The 17,184-nt window shown below is 51.5% G+C and carries 10 protein-coding genes; 4 read left to right on the top strand and 6 right to left on the bottom strand.

Translation table 11 applies throughout. The annotated features are described in order from the left end of the window. Nucleotides 1-66: 66 nt before the first annotated feature. On the bottom strand, nt 67-1,380 hold the full coding sequence (locus CWE06_RS06050) for an ATP-binding protein (RefSeq protein WP_126792191.1): 1,314 nt from the start codon (nt 1,378-1,380) through the stop codon (nt 67-69). 134 nt (nt 1,381-1,514) lie between these two features. Next, the gene (locus CWE06_RS06045; RefSeq protein ID WP_126792189.1) at nt 1,515-2,426 is read right to left on the bottom strand and encodes a tetratricopeptide repeat protein; all 912 of its coding nucleotides are present in this window, start codon (nt 2,424-2,426) and stop codon (nt 1,515-1,517) included. Between the two features lie 208 nt (nt 2,427-2,634). Between CWE06_RS06045 and CWE06_RS06040 the strand changes: the two genes are divergently transcribed. The 4 genes from CWE06_RS06040 to pnuC are packed head-to-tail and all read left to right on the top strand — an operon-like array spanning nt 2,635 to nt 6,475. Next, on the top strand, nt 2,635-3,675 hold the full coding sequence (locus CWE06_RS06040) for a catalase family peroxidase (protein ID WP_126792187.1): 1,041 nt from the start codon (nt 2,635-2,637) through the stop codon (nt 3,673-3,675). Between the two features lie 5 nt (nt 3,676-3,680). Beyond that, nucleotides 3,681-4,241, top strand: a complete 561-nt coding sequence (locus tag CWE06_RS06035; protein WP_126792185.1) for a cytochrome b — start codon at nt 3,681-3,683, stop codon at nt 4,239-4,241. Between the two features lie 24 nt (nt 4,242-4,265). Next, nucleotides 4,266-5,714 carry an NAD-dependent succinate-semialdehyde dehydrogenase gene (locus CWE06_RS06030; protein ID WP_420808523.1) on the top strand — a complete coding sequence of 483 codons (1,449 nt, stop codon included), beginning with the start codon at nt 4,266-4,268 and terminating at the stop codon, nt 5,712-5,714. A 26-nt stretch (nt 5,715-5,740) separates the two neighbouring features. Beyond that, complete coding sequence (pnuC, locus tag CWE06_RS06025; protein WP_126792182.1) at nt 5,741-6,475, top strand: nicotinamide riboside transporter PnuC; 735 nt, start codon at nt 5,741-5,743, stop codon at nt 6,473-6,475. On the opposite strand, the gene CWE06_RS06020 is transcribed toward pnuC, so the two are convergent. The 4 genes from CWE06_RS06020 to recC form a co-directional block, all read right to left on the bottom strand. Continuing rightward, entirely contained in the window at nt 6,472-7,464 is a 993-nt protein-coding gene (locus tag CWE06_RS06020; protein ID WP_126792180.1) for a sensor domain-containing diguanylate cyclase, read from the bottom strand. The two genes, pnuC and CWE06_RS06020, sit on opposite strands and share 4 nt — an antisense overlap. A gap of 201 nt (nt 7,465-7,665) precedes the next feature. Next, entirely contained in the window at nt 7,666-9,675 is a 2,010-nt protein-coding gene (gene recD, locus CWE06_RS06015; RefSeq protein ID WP_126792178.1) for an exodeoxyribonuclease V subunit alpha, read from the bottom strand. Next, the gene (recB, locus tag CWE06_RS06010; protein ID WP_126792176.1) at nt 9,668-13,420 is read right to left on the bottom strand and encodes an exodeoxyribonuclease V subunit beta; all 3,753 of its coding nucleotides are present in this window, start codon (nt 13,418-13,420) and stop codon (nt 9,668-9,670) included. The genes recD and recB overlap by 8 nt, the downstream gene beginning before the upstream one ends. Then, nucleotides 13,417-17,073, bottom strand: a complete 3,657-nt coding sequence (gene recC / locus CWE06_RS06005) for an exodeoxyribonuclease V subunit gamma (RefSeq protein WP_126792174.1) — start codon at nt 17,071-17,073, stop codon at nt 13,417-13,419. Before recC ends, recB begins: the two co-directional genes overlap by 4 nt. Nucleotides 17,074-17,184 lie beyond the last annotated feature (111 nt).

Here is a 17,184-nt window from a genome sequence, read left to right as displayed (position 1 = left end):
GTGAGTGCTATCCGTTTATATGCCAGTAGACATGCCAAGAATACCCGACAAACAGTCAAGACTGTGTTACCACCGCTGTGGTACGTACTGAGTAAAATATAAAGGCATGACAATATTTGTTTGCTCAAGGGCGGAAGAACCTTGAGTTCCTGTCAATTTAAACGTTTTGCGCGGTGCACATTTTTCAATATAGGAAGTCAGTGATTTAGCTCGCGTACGTTTACCGCTTTTTACTTCTATAGGGACAATATCGCCGTCATCGGTGCTTACAAGAAATTCGATTTCCGCTCGAGCGTCATTCCATGAATAACTCGGCTCAATGCCAATGGCGGTTAGTTCTTGCTGAACAAAGTTCTCGGCAACATAGCCCTTATATTCATAGCTCTGCTGCTTAATCTCTTTATAACTGGTACCGAGCATATGGTTCAGCAGCCCGACGTCAAATAGAAACAGTTTGACCATATTTTCCTTCTTGTAGGCAGCCAGCGGCGGTTTTGGCTGACCTTCAATGGGATAATTCGCCAAGGCCAAACGACAACATTGAAGCCAATGGATGGCGGTTTCAAAGTCACTGTAACGTGATTTACGCTCATGCACCTGTTTAAATTTAAAACGCTTCACAGATTCGTCGCTGACTTGCGATAGTTGCGCTGGGATGCTATTGAACACCGACTCAATCACGGCCGCATCCACTTTACCCGCGTACTTACCAAAATCTCGACGATAACCAGAAACTAAATCAGCGTGAATTTTTGTTACTTTTTCAACACGCTCCAAAATACTTAATTCTTTCGACTGATACCAAGCAGCAACCGCTTCCGGCATACCCCCAGTGAAAAAGTAATCGGTTAACTTATCCATTAATCGAGTATGCGCGGACGCTGTATTTGTCTGGCTATCAAAGACTTTGATCAGCGCCGGCTCCTGTGAAGCATAAATAAATTCTTGGAAGGTCAATGGACGTAAATTGTACTGCTCTACCTTTCCAACCGGGAATGTGTTTAATAATCCAATGTTCGAGCCACTGGCTGCTATAAAGTATGACGGTGCTTGTTCCGCAAAATACTTCAACGACGTCACCGCTCGTTCACACTCCCCGATTTCATCAAGAATCAATAGGTCAGTGCTCGGATTAAAGGTCTGATTGGTCAACAGCTCAATATTCATGAGCAAATCGTCAGGCGTTAGGGAGCCATCAAAAGCTTCTTTGTAAGCAGGGTTCTCAAGAAAATCGATACGCAGGATATTGGCAAAGCTTTTACCAAATAAGTCTTGTAGCAAATACGTTTTACCCGTTTGTCTCGCCCCATCGATTAATAAGGGCTTGCGGGAAGCCTGCTGTTTCCAAGACATTAGAGCGCTAAGTAGAGTCCGCTGCATGGTTTTTGCCTACCTGTGAAGTCGTTAACAACAACTCACTATAACTCAATTAACACTTTTATGCGCATAAAAGTGTTATTTTTTACATTTTTACGCGCATAAAAGTGTGAGTTAGCGTCTAAATAGGGTCCAGGTCACATTCCGTTCGGGAGACCTAAGGCACCTGCTAGAGTAGTAAAGGCAACGTCTCCCCAGTCGCGATTGTAGAGCACTCGGCAGCCAACAGTGTCTTCACAAGGGCGCGCTCGGCGCATGCGAGTTCCGGTTGGCTTTTGGTAGAAACGGTCGCGGACACTGGCATTAATTGCCGCAAGGTGATCATCAAAGCTGCCGTAACGGCCGTATACGGTAATCACTTCCATGTCGTCATACGCTCGGAGCTGCGCCACGATCGTCTGCACGTCTTCCGCTGATGAACGCTCGACCTGACCAATCACAGTTTCTAAGCGCTGGCGCGAGTCACGGAAGCCTTCAACGGCAAGCTCGCGATAGAGCAAACCGGCAGTTACGAGATCTTGTTCATACACTTCACCATGTTCAAGCAACAACGCGAATAAATAACGCGCATCGGGCAAGCCTAAATCTACCGCTTCCTCAAGTAAGTCAGCCCCTTCTTGCATGCGCTCTGGGTCGTGCAATAAGCGCACGGCGCGATCGTACATCGCGACAGAAAATCCGCCTGCAATAGCTCGGTCAATCAACCATTCCGCACGTTCTTCATCTTGCTCAAAGACAAAGCCCTGACGTCGCCACTGCGCTTTCACGTAAGCACCGAGAGGCGAGCGCAAACGCACGGACTCGCGGATCCACATGCTGGCTTTGCGATGGTCTTGCTCAACAACTTCGCCATTGGCATAGGCCAACGCAAGAAACACCATCGAGTGGGTGTTGCCATGCTGGGCATAGCGCTCAAAGCCTTTGACGAGATCATGGCATTGCTCGCTAGTGCAGAGCTCGTCGAGCGTTTGCCCATGGGCGCTCGAATTGAACGCCGCAGCGGTGAAGACAAAAGCGACAATTAGAAAGCTTAAAATACGAATGGTCATGACGCTATCCTTCGTGAATTTTGGCTGAATCAGTTTCAATCGATAAGAATCAGGTTTAAGCTTAGTCAATGACAAATTGTTCACAAACTATACATTGTAAAACTTTGTTACGAATGAATGATCCAGTGTAGTGATCGATTCGGTCACAAACCTTGTAGTGCTTCAGTTAGTCAACGTTAACTCAGATACGACCAAACAGGACATCCACATGGCACAGCAACCTTCCTCCCTCGCACTGCGTTACGGCATTATCGCCGTGGTAGTCGGTGGGCTAGCACTTTTGTTTTATGGCGTTGCCAATGGCCTCGGCCAAGGCCGAGTCACAGCCCAACAATTTGTCGATTTTCAAGAAGGCGGTAACCCACATCTTGGCTTCCGTCGTGCGCATGCCAAAGGCTTTTGTTTGGCCGGTGAGTTCGTCGCCAATGGCGAATTAAGCGCTTATTCCAGCGCAACGATTTTCCAACCGGGCGCGACAACCTTTGTTGGTCGGATTTCGATCGGTGGCGGCAACCCGACCGCACCTGACTTGGCATCAGGCGTGCGCAGTCTGGCGTTAAGTATCGGCGACAAAGCCAATCTTCGCTGGCAAACAGCGATGAACACACCGCCTGTGATGCCTGTGCGTACCGGCCAAGCATTTTTCGAACAAATGAATGCCTTTCGACCGGATCCAGAAACCGGTCGGCCAAATCCTGAACGTGTTGCCGCCTTTTTAGAAGCACACCCAGAGACACAAGCGGCACGAGAGTGGCAAGCGTCGTACACGGCAACGGAGAGCTATGCGACTGAAACCTACAACAGCATCAACGCTTTTTACCTTGTTAATGGCCGTCAGCGTCAAGCGGTACGTTGGGCAGCTGTGCCGCAAGCTGAGTCACACGGCCGCGGCTTTGAGGGTGATCGCGATGACCCGAACGCGCTGCAAAACGAGTTTATGGCGCGCTTAGACGTCGCACCTGTGGTGTATGACTTGGTCTTTACCTTAGCTACCGATGCGGATGATGAAAATGACCCAACCGTGCGTTGGCCGGCTGACCGCCAACAAGTCGTTGCCGGGCAAATCGTCATTCACAGCGCAACTGATCAGTCCGAAGGCTTATGTAACGGCATTAATTTTGATCCGCTCGTATTACCGGCAGGTATGGCTGCCACCAATGATCAAATCTTACAGGCACGCTCGTCGGTGTATGCTGAATCATACCGCCGCCGCGCACGTGAGCACTTTTACCAGCAAGGAATGGAGTAACGCTAATGTCGACTATTACTACGTATAGCCTTGCTGCTCGAATCATTCACTGGGCCATGGCACTGCTACTGATTTCGTTGTTGTTCGCTGGATTAGCCATGGTGCAGAGCCTTGAGCCATGGCATCTCACCCTGCTGTCACTGCACAAGTCGTTTGGGGTTATGGCGCTGCTACTGGCGATTATTCGCCTTGCGCTGCGCTTAAGTCAGCAGCAGCCGGACTTACCTGCCTCGGTGCCGCATTGGCAACAACGCATCGCACAGTTGTCGCATTTCTTTTTATATGCGGCGATGTTCGCGATGCCGTTATCGGGTTACCTCATGCAAAGCGCGGCAGGTCGTCCGGTATCGGTGTTTGGTTGGTTTACCTTGCCGAATATCACACCGATTAGCATGGAGCTGTATGGTTTTCTTCGGGAAATGCATGCGCTCATTGCCTGGGGGCTCATTCTCCTTGTGCTGGTGCACATCGGCGCGGCACTGCATCACGGTTTAATTAAGCGCGATGGCGTGTTAGAAAGTATGACAGGACTCAATTTTTCAAAAGAACAAAAACCAAAAGACTAACGAGGAGGTGGCAGCATGAGCGACATTCGACCGAACCTGCGCAAATTCATTTATGAGCAGTGCTTGATTAACGGCGAATGGCGATCCGCAGACAGCGGGAAAACAATTGCTGTCACCAACCCAGCCACACAAGAAGTTATCGCCCACGTGCCCAATTGTGGTGCGACCGAAACCGAACATGCGATTCAGGCAGCAGCCACCGCTCTGCCAGCGTGGCGGCAAAAAACAGCGGCCGAGCGCGCGCAAGTACTGAAACGCTGGCATGCGCTCGTAATGGAAAACCAGCAAGCCTTAGGTGAGCTGATGACGCTCGAGCAAGGTAAGCCGGTCGCTGAAGCCAAGGGCGAGATTGCCTACGCCGCAAGCTACATCGAATGGTTTGCCGAAGAAGCACGTCGCAGTTATGGCGAGACAATTCCTGGCTTAACCGCAAGCCAACGCATTATTGTCACCCGCGAACCCGTGGGCGTCTGTGCTGCGATTACCCCGTGGAATTTTCCTGCGGCAATGATTACCCGTAAAGTTGCACCCGCATTAGCGGTAGGCTGCACGATTGTGGTTAAACCCGCCTCGGAAACACCTTTGACTGCGCTTGCCTTGGCCGCGCTGGCGCAAGAGGCCGGTGTGCCGAATGGCGTGTTTAGTGTGGTCACGGGCGATGCCAAAACCATTGGCGAAGCCTTTACCAGTAGCGAGTTGGTGCGCAAGATTAGCTTCACCGGCTCGACGGCCGTTGGCGCGACACTGATGGCTGCGTCCGCGCCCACCCTGAAACGTATTTCCCTTGAGCTTGGCGGTAATGCCCCGTTTATTGTCTTTGACGACGCCGATCTCGACAAAGCGGCGCAAGGTTTAATCGACAGTAAATTCCGCAACGCGGGACAAACCTGCGTCTGCGCCAACCGCGTCTATGTCCAGCGCTCAATTGCCGATGCATTCACCCAAAAACTACTCGAAAAAGTGCGAGCTCTGAACGTTGGTAACGGCTTTGACGACGGCGTCACCATTGGTCCGCTGATTTCAGAAAAAGCCGTTGAAAAAGTAGAGAAACACATTGCTGACGCTAAACAGCATGGCGCTGAAGTGGTATACGGTGGTGCTCGTCATGAGCTTGGCGGCACATGGTTCCAACCGACTGTGTTAAGCAACGGTACGCCCGACATGCTTTGCACCAAAGAAGAAACGTTCGGCCCGGTCGTGCCACTGATTCCTTTTGACAGCGAAGAGGAAGCATTAGGATACGCCAATGCCTCAGAGTTTGGTCTCGCTGCTTATTTTTATGCGCGTGACGCTGGCCGTATTCGCCGAGTTGCCGAAGGCATTGAAGCGGGCATGGTTGGGGTCAATACCGGCCTAATTTCCAATGCCACCGCACCGTTTGGTGGGGTCAAAGCGTCCGGTATGGGCCGTGAAGGCGGCCATCAAGGTTTGGATGAATACACCGAACTTAAGTATGTCTGTATCGACGTGTAGCCACACCTTGGTAAAAAGGACTGAACATGCAGCTGCTCGACAAGTTACTTAACGAATGGGCGCGCCCTTGGGCGGTGATCTGGTTTAGTTGCGGTGTCATTGCGCTCAGTGCTGGTTTTTGGCTGAGTACCGACCGCGGCACCTTTGACCTTATCATGCTCATGGTTGCCATCATTGGCTTAGTCTGTGTGCTTGCCCTCGCGTTTCGCAAGAACAAAGCCGGCAACGGCTTGGGCATGTTGGCCAACCTAGGTGAAAGTATGGTGCAAGGACGCAGCGGTGCCACCGGCCTCATGCTTGCGCCACTGTTCTATTTTCTCACTCACTTGTACGCTTTATTTGACTGGCGACGCAATCAAGACGCCAATGGTGATATGCAACCGCGCCAAGCAGGTCTTTCCGTATGGCTGATCACTGGGGTATTTATCGCCATTGGCTTGGCAATTTTTCCGTGGTTAAACGCGCAGTTGCAGCAGTACAGTTTTATTGGCGCTGACACCGACACAGCGCTGTCGCTGCTCGGCCTCGATATCTCTTGGTACCAAATTAACGTGCTTGCGTTTGTACTCGGGGTGACCGCTCAAACCACGATGATCTTGCGCTATTCGATGAGCTGGCTACTGTGGATTATCGTTAACTTCGTTTGGCTCGCGGTGAAGAACCTCGCCAATAACAATGTGATATTCGCGATTCAAACTATGGTGTATCAGGTCAATGCATTATTGGCGCTGTATGGGTGGTGGCAAGCCCACCGTCGTTAATTCGAAGTCAGCTCAATCATATAAACGCGATCGCGCCCAGTTTCCTTCGCCTCATAAAGTGCGTCATCCGCTGCTTTCAGCACGGTATCCGGATCATGATTTCCCGCTGGTGAAAGGGTTAGGCCAACGCTAATCGTTAAATAATCCACATTGGGCACTCGATTTGTTGGATGCGGAATGCGCTTGTCATGTATCGCAGAACGCATCGCATCAGCGATTTCTTTGGCCTCATGAAGGGGGCAATCCGGTAAAAGCATGACAAACTCTTCACCACCATAACGTGACAGCAAGTCGTCAGGTTGACGCTGAAACTGCTGCAAACACTCAGCTACTTGCCGCAGACATGCGTCACCCGCCTGATGGCCAAAGTGATCGTTGTATCGCTTGAAATAATCAATGTCGATAAACAGTATGGCAAAAGGACGGCCGGCGTTCATGAGCGCGTGTAAGTGACGATTAAAATGCCGGCGATTGGCCAACCCCGTCAGTTCGTCGGTGTCCGACAGTTGCTCAAGCTTTTCCATAGCGTCGCGCAATTGCTTGGTACGCTCGGTAATTTTGGTTTCGAGAATTTGGTTAATAGCCAGAAGCTCTTTTTGTGGGTCCAAAAAGTCAGTTAAATTATGCGCGGTACCCCAAATATGAGTAATTTCGCCATGTTCATTGATGATCGGCACCAGCAATGTTCGGTACAGATACTCTTTACCGTTAACCCAAGGCCGTTGCTCAAACTCGACCATTTGCTTGGTTTCCAAACAAGCAAAATACCCAGAAATTAACTCCGGTGCGTGGCCGCCTTTTTCGAGAATTTCGCTGATTAAAGCGCCTGGGATCTGGTTCGCATCCACGCGCATGGCCGCCTCGTTAGCACTGACCATTTCGAAGTCATTTGGCACAACTTTACATACCCAAATTGGATTCAACGACTGCTTCCACAACTGCTCAAAAAAGTACTGCAGCTGTTGCGGGTTTAAGGTCTGGTTAATCACTGGCGATAAGCTCTAAAAATTGCGTTGATTCAGAATAATCATCTTTAAACAAATATACACTCACCTGTTATGAGGTTTGACCACTAACAATTCAAGTTACGAAATTGCTCACGAAAAGACCAGTGTTATCTAACAAATCAACGCACTTCATGAAGCTGTCATGAGCAAGCACGAACATACCAGCAAGAATACTCAAGCTGATCACCGACCGAACAGTCCACCGAGACGCTCAATCCGCTGCTGCAGAGCTTGCCGCCACACCTGCTGGTTTGGAATAACTAAAGTTAGCTGCTTTTTCGCACGGGTAATGCCAGTGTAAATCAGCTCTTTGGTCAACACTGGCGAGCTGCGGTCAGGCAGCACCAGCACCGCGTGGGCAAACTCCGAGCCTTGTGACTTATGTACGGTCATGGCGTAAACCGTTTCTACTTGCGCCAATCGGCTTGGTAATACCCATCGCACCGTACCAGGCTCCTTGCCAGGGAATACGACCTTGAGCAAACCTGATTCTGGATGGTTCAGGGCAATACCAATATCACCATTATTCAGGCTTAAACTGTAATCATTGGCCGTCACCATGACCGGTCGGCCGTGATACCAGTGATCCGGCGTTTGGCCAAAGTGTCCTGCTACCGCTGTGTTTACGGCTTTTTGGCCATAGGGTCCCGCCCGCAAAGCGGTGAGAAACTGAAACTCGCCGTATGCCGACAGCACACGCAATGCCCATGTATCGGTTTCCTCTGGTGACGGAGTTTCGCCACACGCTTTTACAAAGTTATCGTAGCCACTCAGCAGTTGCGGCGAGAGCCAGTTTGCGGCAACCGCTGCATTCTGTGGCTGCCGAGTTTCCACCACTTGCACGGGAGAAGACGGCATTGCCGCATGAGCCGCTAACACTGCATTCGCAGCTTCCACATCACAGGCGTTGACGGCCATTGCTAAATCCGCAATCGCGCCGCTAAAGCGCATGGATTTACGCAGCATCACGACATGATCTAAGCGTGTCTGTGAGCCCGCCGTTTGTGTTTCTGCTGGCAGCGGTTCGCCACTGGCAGCTTGTAACCGTTGCCAGTGGGAAGCGCTGTAACCACCGTGCTCGGCACCCTGACAGAGCGCTGCGAGTATCGACCCCGCTTCAACTGGCGCAAGCTGGTCTTTGTCACCAAGGAGAATTAAGCGTGTACTCGGGGCTAAGGCGTCTAACAACGCATCGAACATTTCGGTGTCGATCATCGACGCTTCGTCAATCACCACCACATCGTAAGGTAGCGGCATACCTCGATGATGACGGAAATAGCGGCTATTGCGCTGCGAGCCGAGCAAGCGATGTAAGGTCGATGCTTTTGCTGGCAAAATTGTTTGCAGCTGATTAAATTCGTCAGATTGGGTTTCTTGCAACGACTGACTTATCGATTCTTGCATGCGCGCTGCAGCTTTTCCGGTTGGCGCCGCTAGGGCAATCCGCAGGGTCCGTTCCGGTGCGGTGACACGGTGCAATTCCGACAAGGTCGCCAAAACACGCAGCACGGTATAAGTTTTGCCAGTTCCCGGGCCACCGGTAATCACACTAAAACTTTGTTGTGCGGCATTCGCACAGGCTATCCGCTGCCAACTTGGATGCTCGGTCACATCAGGAATCAGTCGCTCGACGATTGCCTTTATCGTTGCTGCATCGACTTGCTCGGCTGACCGTTGCATCCGCTCGTAGAGCCAATGATTAATGCGTTGTTCGTACGACCAATAGCGGCGCAAAAAGAGCAGCTGCGTGTGTTCGTCATACACCAGTGGGTGCAGCCCTGTGGCTTTTTGCTCGGGTTGCCAAGCACAGGTTTGCCCCTGGCGCGCTTGCTCGAGCCAACGCGTTGATAATTGCTTGAGGTCATTTTCACCAAGTACCTGACACAACAGCTCGGTTGGTTTTAATAAGTTTTTCATCAAAGCTGAGCTGTGCATTAAATAAGCATTTCGGGCTTCCCACTGCGCTGGAGGGATGTCGAGCGTGCGCTGTGGATCGGTGGCTAGCTCAACCAATGACAAACAGGTGTGCCCGCGCCCGATTTGGTGCGAAACCAAGGCGGCCATCAAGGCTTCAAAATCACTCGCACCTTGGCGCAGTAACATCATCGCCAAACTGCGGTCGAGTGGGCGTAGCCAGCCTTGTTCTTGCCACGCGGCTAATGCATCTGCCAATGAAATATCCAGTTTAGTCATGGGCAACTTCCTGTTCGTTTGATTGGACTGAGCCCGAATTGAATGCAACGGGTTCGGATGAACCCATAAATAATTCGTCAAGTTGTTCAATTAACGCCAAAGGCACTTGGTCATAGAACGCACCGCGGCTGTCAGCGCGATGACCACGCAAGAACAAATACACCACCCCGCCGACATGCTCTTCATAGCGGTAATTGGCCCCTAAGCGTACTTGCAACAGCTTATGCAACGCATAGGTATAAATGACGTACTGCATGTCGTAGCGGCTTGCCAGAATCTTGTCGCGAAGCGCTGCAAAATGATAAGCACTGTCGTCCTCGCCGAGCCAGTTTGATTTGTAATCGGCCACGTAATACTTGCCTTGATGCTCAAAGACTAAGTCAATAAAACCCTTCAACATGCCGTTCAAGATGTTCTTCTCGAGCTTCGGTCGTGCAAACTGCTGTTGAATCTGGCTTGCCACGAGCTGATCAAGCTGCAATACGTCTACCCCATGGGCAGGAAACCAAAACTCCGGCTCGGCTTTGTAGACAGTTAAGTCTGCAAGTCGCACGCTTGGCCCCTCGGCACTCAGTGGGAAGTCACTCTGCAAATATACGCCAAGCCATTCGTGCAGTTGTGGCGCATAAGGCTGCCAAAAGTCACTGCGACAACGCCGCTGAATTAACTCGTTGCGCGCTTCTTCATTGCCGGCAACCTCAGCAAAGCCAAGCTCCGCTGCATCTTCGAGAATGTTATGCAAAAAGGTTCCCGGGCCTGCGCCTTTCGGCAGTAAGTGAATATGATCAGCGAACACAGTGCGCTGTTCAGGCATTGCGTTGGTTTCTGTTTCGTCGCCTTGCGCCACGTCAGCTGCATGCGCTTCTTCTAGCACGTTCATTTCTAACGTGGTTTGCGGTGCATGCATTTCCACGCCCGCCTGCAAGGCACTGTAACTTGCTAGCCACCAACGCTCGAGGCGATGATCCTGCGGTAACTTAGCCGCCTGCAAATTTTGTGCGCTTGGTATCGGTGCGGTATAGCTGATACGCGTTTCATAAGGCATTGACTGAATCGCTGTATGCACCTGCTTCCAAGCTGCTTCGGCATCGGTAAAGACCGTGGTGTAATCCGCCACTTTGCGTTTTTCACCGGCGCCATATAAGAGGTAAAACAGCGGATTGACATTCGGGTCGCCAACCGCTTGTAAGGTCACGAAGGTCGCGAATTCCGCGCGGGTGAGTGCCACGTACATTTTGCGCAGATCTTCGGCGAGAATTTCATCGCTAATGCGCTGCACGGCGTCGGCGTTTGACTTGTCCCACGCCACTTGGCGCTGGCGTTGCTCGTCATGATAGCTCTTCGGGAAGTGTATTCGGTGCTGTTCGGTTGTGGTGTACGCTGCAAACGGCATGAATACCAAAGGGTACTGTAACCCTTTCGATTTATGATAAGTGACCACCTTCACCAGTGCTTGGTCGCTTTCGAGGCGCAACTGTAACGACTCAGCATTGGTGCGTTTGCCGCTGCTGCCAAAGCCTCCGCTATAGCTAAACTCATGAACTTGCTCAGCAAAGTAATCCTCGAGACTGGCCATGCCGTCGAGCGCTGCGCTCACTTGTTGTAATAGCTCGGCTATGTGCAGCACATCGGCTAGCTGTCGTTCTCCATCGCGTTGATTGGCGAGTAGGTATTTCGGTACTGCAAACTCGTGCAAAATGCGATGCAACAGTGCCAGCACACCGCGCTTTTCCCAGAGCTGATGGTAGCCATCGAAACGATCCACCATCGCTTCCCAACGCTGCTCGTCTTCTTGCAATAACACCAATTCGGCCAGTGGTAACTGCAGCAACCGACAGGCAATAGCGGCGCGAACGCGTTGCGGGTCACGCGGCTGCGCACAAGCTTGAATAATCAACAGCAGGTCTTTAGCGACCGCCTGTGCATACACAGAGTCACTTTCCGACAAATACACGCTGCGAATACCGCGAAGTGACAATTCACGACGAATTAGCCGTGCTTCGCTAGCATTGCCCACTAACACAGCGATGTCGCTTGGTTGCACCGCTGTACGCTGACCGTCTTGCTGATAAAAACCTGCGCGTTCACTGTTTAATAATTGAGCAATAAGGTTGGCGTGATAATTTGCAGCTGGGCGCTGATAGTCGCCTTTGGTTTTTACTGGCTCGCTGCCAATTTGCCATTGCAATGCTGCTGCCGGTTCCCCGTCTAAGCCACGAAATTCGCGCTTTTGGCCATTGGCCGCAACTGGCTGAAACGGAATGTCTGGGTATAAAAAGGCACCGCGCTCGCTATTGTTCTCGCTACGGGCAAATAAGTCATTGATTGCTGCAACCATGTTGTGAGAAGAGCGGAAGTTAGTTGCTAACGTGTAATGACGCCCCGCAGTTGCTTCACGGGCTTGCAAGTAGGTAAAAATATCGGCATTTCGAAAGCTGTAAATCGCCTGCTTTGGGTCGCCGATTAAAAAGATCCCTGTGCTAACGTCATTGTCGGCAATACCGTAGATACGGTCGAAAATCTCGTACTGAATGGGGTCGGTGTCTTGGAACTCATCGACCAAGGCAATGGGATATTGTTGCCGAATAGTCGCTGCTAAATCGGCACCGTTTGGCCCACGCAAAGCGTCGCGTAAACGGGTGAGCATGTCGTTATGCCCCATTACCGCAGCTCGCAATTTCAGCTCATTAATGCGGCCATGCAAATAGTCGCGAGCATGCAAGAGCACCATGGACTCAAATTTAGCACTTAAGCCCTTTAATGCTGCGTAGTCAGCGGGCAATTCATTCAGTATAGCGAGACCATCTGGCGCTGCCCCGGCTAATTTCTTCTCGATATCTGCCGGTTTTAGGTATTTTAAATCACTGCCAAGAGACAGTTGCGCTACCTCGCCAGTAACCCAAGCATGCAGAGCTTGCGCTGCGTTTTTGCGGCCTTTATTGCCGCTATCTGGCAGGGCCATAATCGCTTCATAGACACGGGCTGCAATGGTTCGATATTTGTCGCGATAGTCAGTGACCGCCGCTAAATTTTCACTTTCGGCCTGACGATAAGTGTCGACCAGTGACGGGAAATTTGCCGTGCTCGAGCCTTGCTGACTATCGATGAGTTGCCGGCCCACTTTGCGCAGTAGGCGCTCTGGTGTATCCAAAATAGCTAAAACTTGTTCCGCAAGTTCAGGGGCAAGGCCATAAACAAAATGCCGGAAATAGTCCTCTGCTGCCGCAAGCTGCAATTCTTCTTCGTCCGTTTCGACGTCTTGGTCAAATAAACTGCCGCTGGCAAATGCATGCTCGGTGAGCATTTTCTGACACCAACCATGAATGGTGCTTACCGAGGCTTCGTCCATGGATTGAGCTGCAAGTTCGAGCTGCCGCGCATACGTGGATAACGCACCAGCGCCTGCGGTTGCAAGGCAGTCTTGTTTGAGCTCGAGTAAAAACTTATCGCTGCTGTCGTGTTCTGTGTGGCGAAAATAAGTCGCAGCTTCACTGAGGCGAGCGCGAATACGGTCGGCCAGCTCGGCGGTTGCGGCTCGGGTAAAGGTCATGACCAAAATTTGTTTCGGTTGCAACGCGCGTTCAAACGCTGTCGCAGGCTGGCCTTGCTCGCTAGTTTGGCCATGTTTAAGTACCAAACGTACAAACAAAGCGGCGATGGTGTAGGTTTTGCCGGTACCTGCACTGGCCTCAATTAAACGGCTGCCGTGCAATGGAAACGTCAAGGGATCAAGAATATGGCTCATGAAGCATCTCCTTTGCTATCTGTCTGCTCGGCGAAATTCGATTCTGGAAGGGCAAACTCAATGGGCTGCCCGTGTTTTAACCGCACAAATGGCCCGTAAACACGTTCGAGTAACTGCCAAAAGCTATCGCTAGCCAACATGGTTGCCGCATCACTTTCAATGCGACCGGCGTAGCGCCAAGCGCTTAAATCACCAGCCGATGAACTGTCGATAGTCTCCAGTACTTTCTCATTGGCGATGTCTATGGCTTCCTCGGCGGTCACTGGAGCAGTGCTTTGTTTGCCTTTTGCGTTCGGCTTGCTGCCGGAAATGGCTTGGGTATAGGTTTCCAACCAGCTCAGAGCCAGTTCGCCCACCATACCGCATGGCGAGCTGAGCTGACGACGAAGCTCACTCAACAGTTCAGTGATCAAGTTGACAGACTGGTCGCGATTTAATGGTGGCAATTCCAATGTCTTCACATTGCCATATTGGTCGGGCGCAAATAAGGCCACCGTGGTCACACGGTTACCGCTCACAAGGCTGAGCAGGAGGTGTTTCACGTACGGCAAAAACTCATGTTTTTCGCTCAGCCTGCTGCTCGACACCAACAACTGTAATTGTTCGCCGAGTTCGTTCTGATACAGCTGCTGTGCCACATCTCGCAGCACAAACTCGCCCCAAACATAGTCAAGCTGGTGGTCCGGAACCGCTATTGGATAGGCTTGCAATAAAGCTGCTGCATGTTGCAACTGCGGTGTAACTTTATCAAACAAACGGTTCGCTAAAACCGTTGTCATCGGTTCGACGCCAAGCCGGCCTTCTCGCTGCATGCGCGCCAATTGCGGTTGCAAGGTTGTTTGCAGCGATTCCAAGTCTTCCAGTTCGGCAAGTTGCTCGGGCGTGTGTGCGTGTACATCTTGCAGCCAAGTTAAACTGCCAGCCAGCAGCTCTTCTTTGATTTGCCATGCACTGATACCGTCTAAGGAAAACGCTTCGCTGTCATTGGTTTGGTTTTCATCACTGACAAAATAGGTGTCGAGCCGGTAGTTAAAAAACGGCTGCGCAGGCTCGCGCAAGAACTTCACCAGATCACGCACGTTTAGCACACGTTGTTCTTGGGCATCGGCTTGCCATGGCGGCACGTCGAGCTGCTGATCAGCGCTGTCGGTATGCGCCGCAAGCCATTCATGCATGTAGGTAAAATACGGCGGCTGCGGTGTGCTGTGTTGCAGGTATAACGGGTTAAACGCTTGCAGTTTATGCTCGCAGGTGAGGTTAGCAAGTAAGTCCTTACTTTCGCCCGAGGCACTTTCTAGTCGCCAACCTTGTTGGATATGTTCGCGCAATTGGGCAATCAGCACCGACGGCGGCCATTCGCTATTATCTTGCGCACCGTGGCCTACCCAACTCATGGAAAAGCAATCACGCGCCGATAGTAAGGCCTCGAGAAACAAGTAGCGGTCGTCATCACGACGCGCCCGGTCACCAGGCCGATAGCGCTCGACCATTAAATCAAAGTCAGAACTTGGTTGCCGCCGCGGATAGGCGTCGTCATTCATACCAAGCACATAAATGTGGCGAAATGGTATCGCTCGCATCGGCATCAGCGTGGCGAAGTTCACCGCGCCAGCCAAAAAGCGTTGATTCAAATTCGGTTGGTCTACTTGCGACAGCCAGCTTTCTTTGAAAATACTCAGCTCTAAATCTGCCGTTAGACCGCTCTCGCTGACAACCTCTTGCAAGCTCTCGAGCACTTGCTGCAATTGTGTTAGCAGCACTTGTTCGGCATCGTCGGTGGCGGCAAAGAAGCGTGCTAATAAGTGCCCAGCGTGCTGTGCCCATGCGGCCATGGCGTGACGCTGCTGAGTGAGATGCCACCATTGGTTTAATGCTTCAATGAGGCTAGCGAGCTTACCGACCGCATCGGCGCTGAGGCCAGCGACTTCATGGTAAGGTTCGATATCGTGCCAACGCGCTTGTTCTTCACTAGCAGGCCGGCCGATGGCATAGCCGAACACCATACGCTCAAGCGCAAACCACCAGCTATTGGTGGCAGTTTGCTCTGGCATACCAAACTGTGCACGGTGTTGTGCGTCGAGCCCCCAACGTGCACCGGCGTCATCGAGCCAGCGCTGTACCTCAATGATTTCTTGCTGGCTGAAACCGAAGCGCTGCTGCAACGCCGGTACGCTCAGTAATGAAAATACATCCGCTTGGGTCACCCGCGACTGTTCCAAGCTTAACAGCAATTCCAATGCTACCATGAGCGGCTGCTGATGACGCTGGCCTTGGTCTGCAATCGTAAAAGGAATGTGGCGTGGGTCTTGTCGATCCAGCCGCCCGAACACTGCCTGCACATGCGGTGCATAGGCATTGACGTCAGGTACCATGACCATGATGTCGCGCGGGCGTAGTTCTTTGTCATTGGCAAAAGCCGCCAATAGTTGGTCATGCAACACTTCAACTTCACGCTGAATACTGTGGCAATTATGGAACTGCAACGAACGATCGTGTGCTGCAACGGGCGGCCAATGTTCTTGAGTTTCATGCAAAGGACGTAAATTCAGCACGTCGTTTTGTAGCTGTTGCAGCAAGTTTTCCGCTGGCGTTTCGTCGAAGAGCTCAAAACGGATATTCTCGAACGCTTCTTGTTTGGCGAGGGTTTCGTCATACAGGTCAAGCAAATGAATATAGTCACGACCTTGCTTGCCCCAGGCAGCCAGTAACGGCTGCGCATGATGATGCAGCTCATCATCGGCGATGTCTTCAGCCATGTCGGCTTTTAATTCGTGACGGCGTGGCGCCTGTTTAAGCACCTGTTTCAGCGCCTCTTTACCATCGACAATGTTGGCCCAGTAATGCTGACACGGGTTGTGCACACACAAGACTACTTGGGTGAAGCCCTTTATGGCGTCGAGCACTTCGAGAGTCTGCTGCGGCAAGCTGGAAATACCGAAAATAAGCACCCGCGGAGGCATGTTTGCGGGGCGTTGGGTGAGTGCTTTCGCCTTTTGGGTAAATTGCCGATGTAGCTCAGCCCGGTTGGTCCAAAAATGTTCCGGCCCAATGTCATTAACGAGCGCGCGCCACAATTGCGGTTGCCAAAGGTCTTTCGCAGGTACCTGTTGCGGCTGTTGTTGACCTGACGTGTCGAGAACATCGCGCCCTGCACTCCAGCGATCAAGCCAGTCGGCACGATAGTTTTGGTATTGATCGAAAAGGTCGGCAATGCGCTGACTTAATTGAAAAAGTTTACGCTGGTCATCGTGTTGACCTGACTGAGCAGCACTGGCGCCAAGATAGTTCGCCAAGGCGCTGAAAGCACCGTCTTGATTGGCCTCCACAAGCTCAGGCAAAATGCGCATAATCCGCCAGGTTAAACGGTCTTTGTCAAACGGTGATTCTTTTGGAATGCTGTCGCCAAGCACGGCTCGGTAAGCTTTCCAAACAAAACGAGCGGGCAAGGTCACATTCAGCATGGCAGCAATACCATTGGCTTCGGCTAAGTTAATTTTCAGCCACTGGGCAATGCCGTTGCTTTGCACCAGCACGGTTTCTTCTTCGAGCGGCGCTAACGGGTAATTGGCCATGAACGTAACCGCCACTGAGGTTAAATCCTCGAGGCGATGACTGTGGGCGACGACCAAACCGGGTACAAGTTCCTGCTGCATGCGCTGTCCTTTTCTTGCCTTATTGTTTGTGCTTTTGTTTTTGCTTTTGTTTTTGTTTTTGCTGCTAACCGCTAGTTTTACCACGACCAGCACAACCACTCTAGTGAAACT

Origin of the sequence: Aliidiomarina haloalkalitolerans (assembly GCF_003987315.1) — a bacterium.
Lineage (GTDB): Bacteria > Pseudomonadota > Gammaproteobacteria > Enterobacterales > Alteromonadaceae > Aliidiomarina > Aliidiomarina haloalkalitolerans.
The sequence above is the reverse complement of the archived record's forward strand: the minus strand, read 5'-3'. Positions and strand labels throughout refer to the sequence as shown.

Coding starts and splice junctions, on each gene's coding strand:
- CWE06_RS06050 (WP_126792191.1), bottom strand. CDS start 1,380: ATGCAGCGGACTCTACTTAGCGCTCTAATGTCTTGGAAACAGCAGGCT.
- CWE06_RS06045 (WP_126792189.1), bottom strand. CDS start 2,426: ATGACCATTCGTATTTTAAGCTTTCTAATTGTCGCTTTTGTCTTCACC.
- CWE06_RS06040 (WP_126792187.1), top strand. CDS start 2,635: ATGGCACAGCAACCTTCCTCCCTCGCACTGCGTTACGGCATTATCGCC.
- CWE06_RS06035 (WP_126792185.1), top strand. CDS start 3,681: ATGTCGACTATTACTACGTATAGCCTTGCTGCTCGAATCATTCACTGG.
- pnuC (WP_126792182.1), top strand. CDS start 5,741: ATGCAGCTGCTCGACAAGTTACTTAACGAATGGGCGCGCCCTTGGGCG.
- recD (WP_126792178.1), bottom strand. CDS start 9,675: ATGACTAAACTGGATATTTCATTGGCAGATGCATTAGCCGCGTGGCAA.
- recB (WP_126792176.1), bottom strand. CDS start 13,420: ATGAGCCATATTCTTGATCCCTTGACGTTTCCATTGCACGGCAGCCGT.
- recC (WP_126792174.1), bottom strand. CDS start 17,073: ATGCAGCAGGAACTTGTACCCGGTTTGGTCGTCGCCCACAGTCATCGC.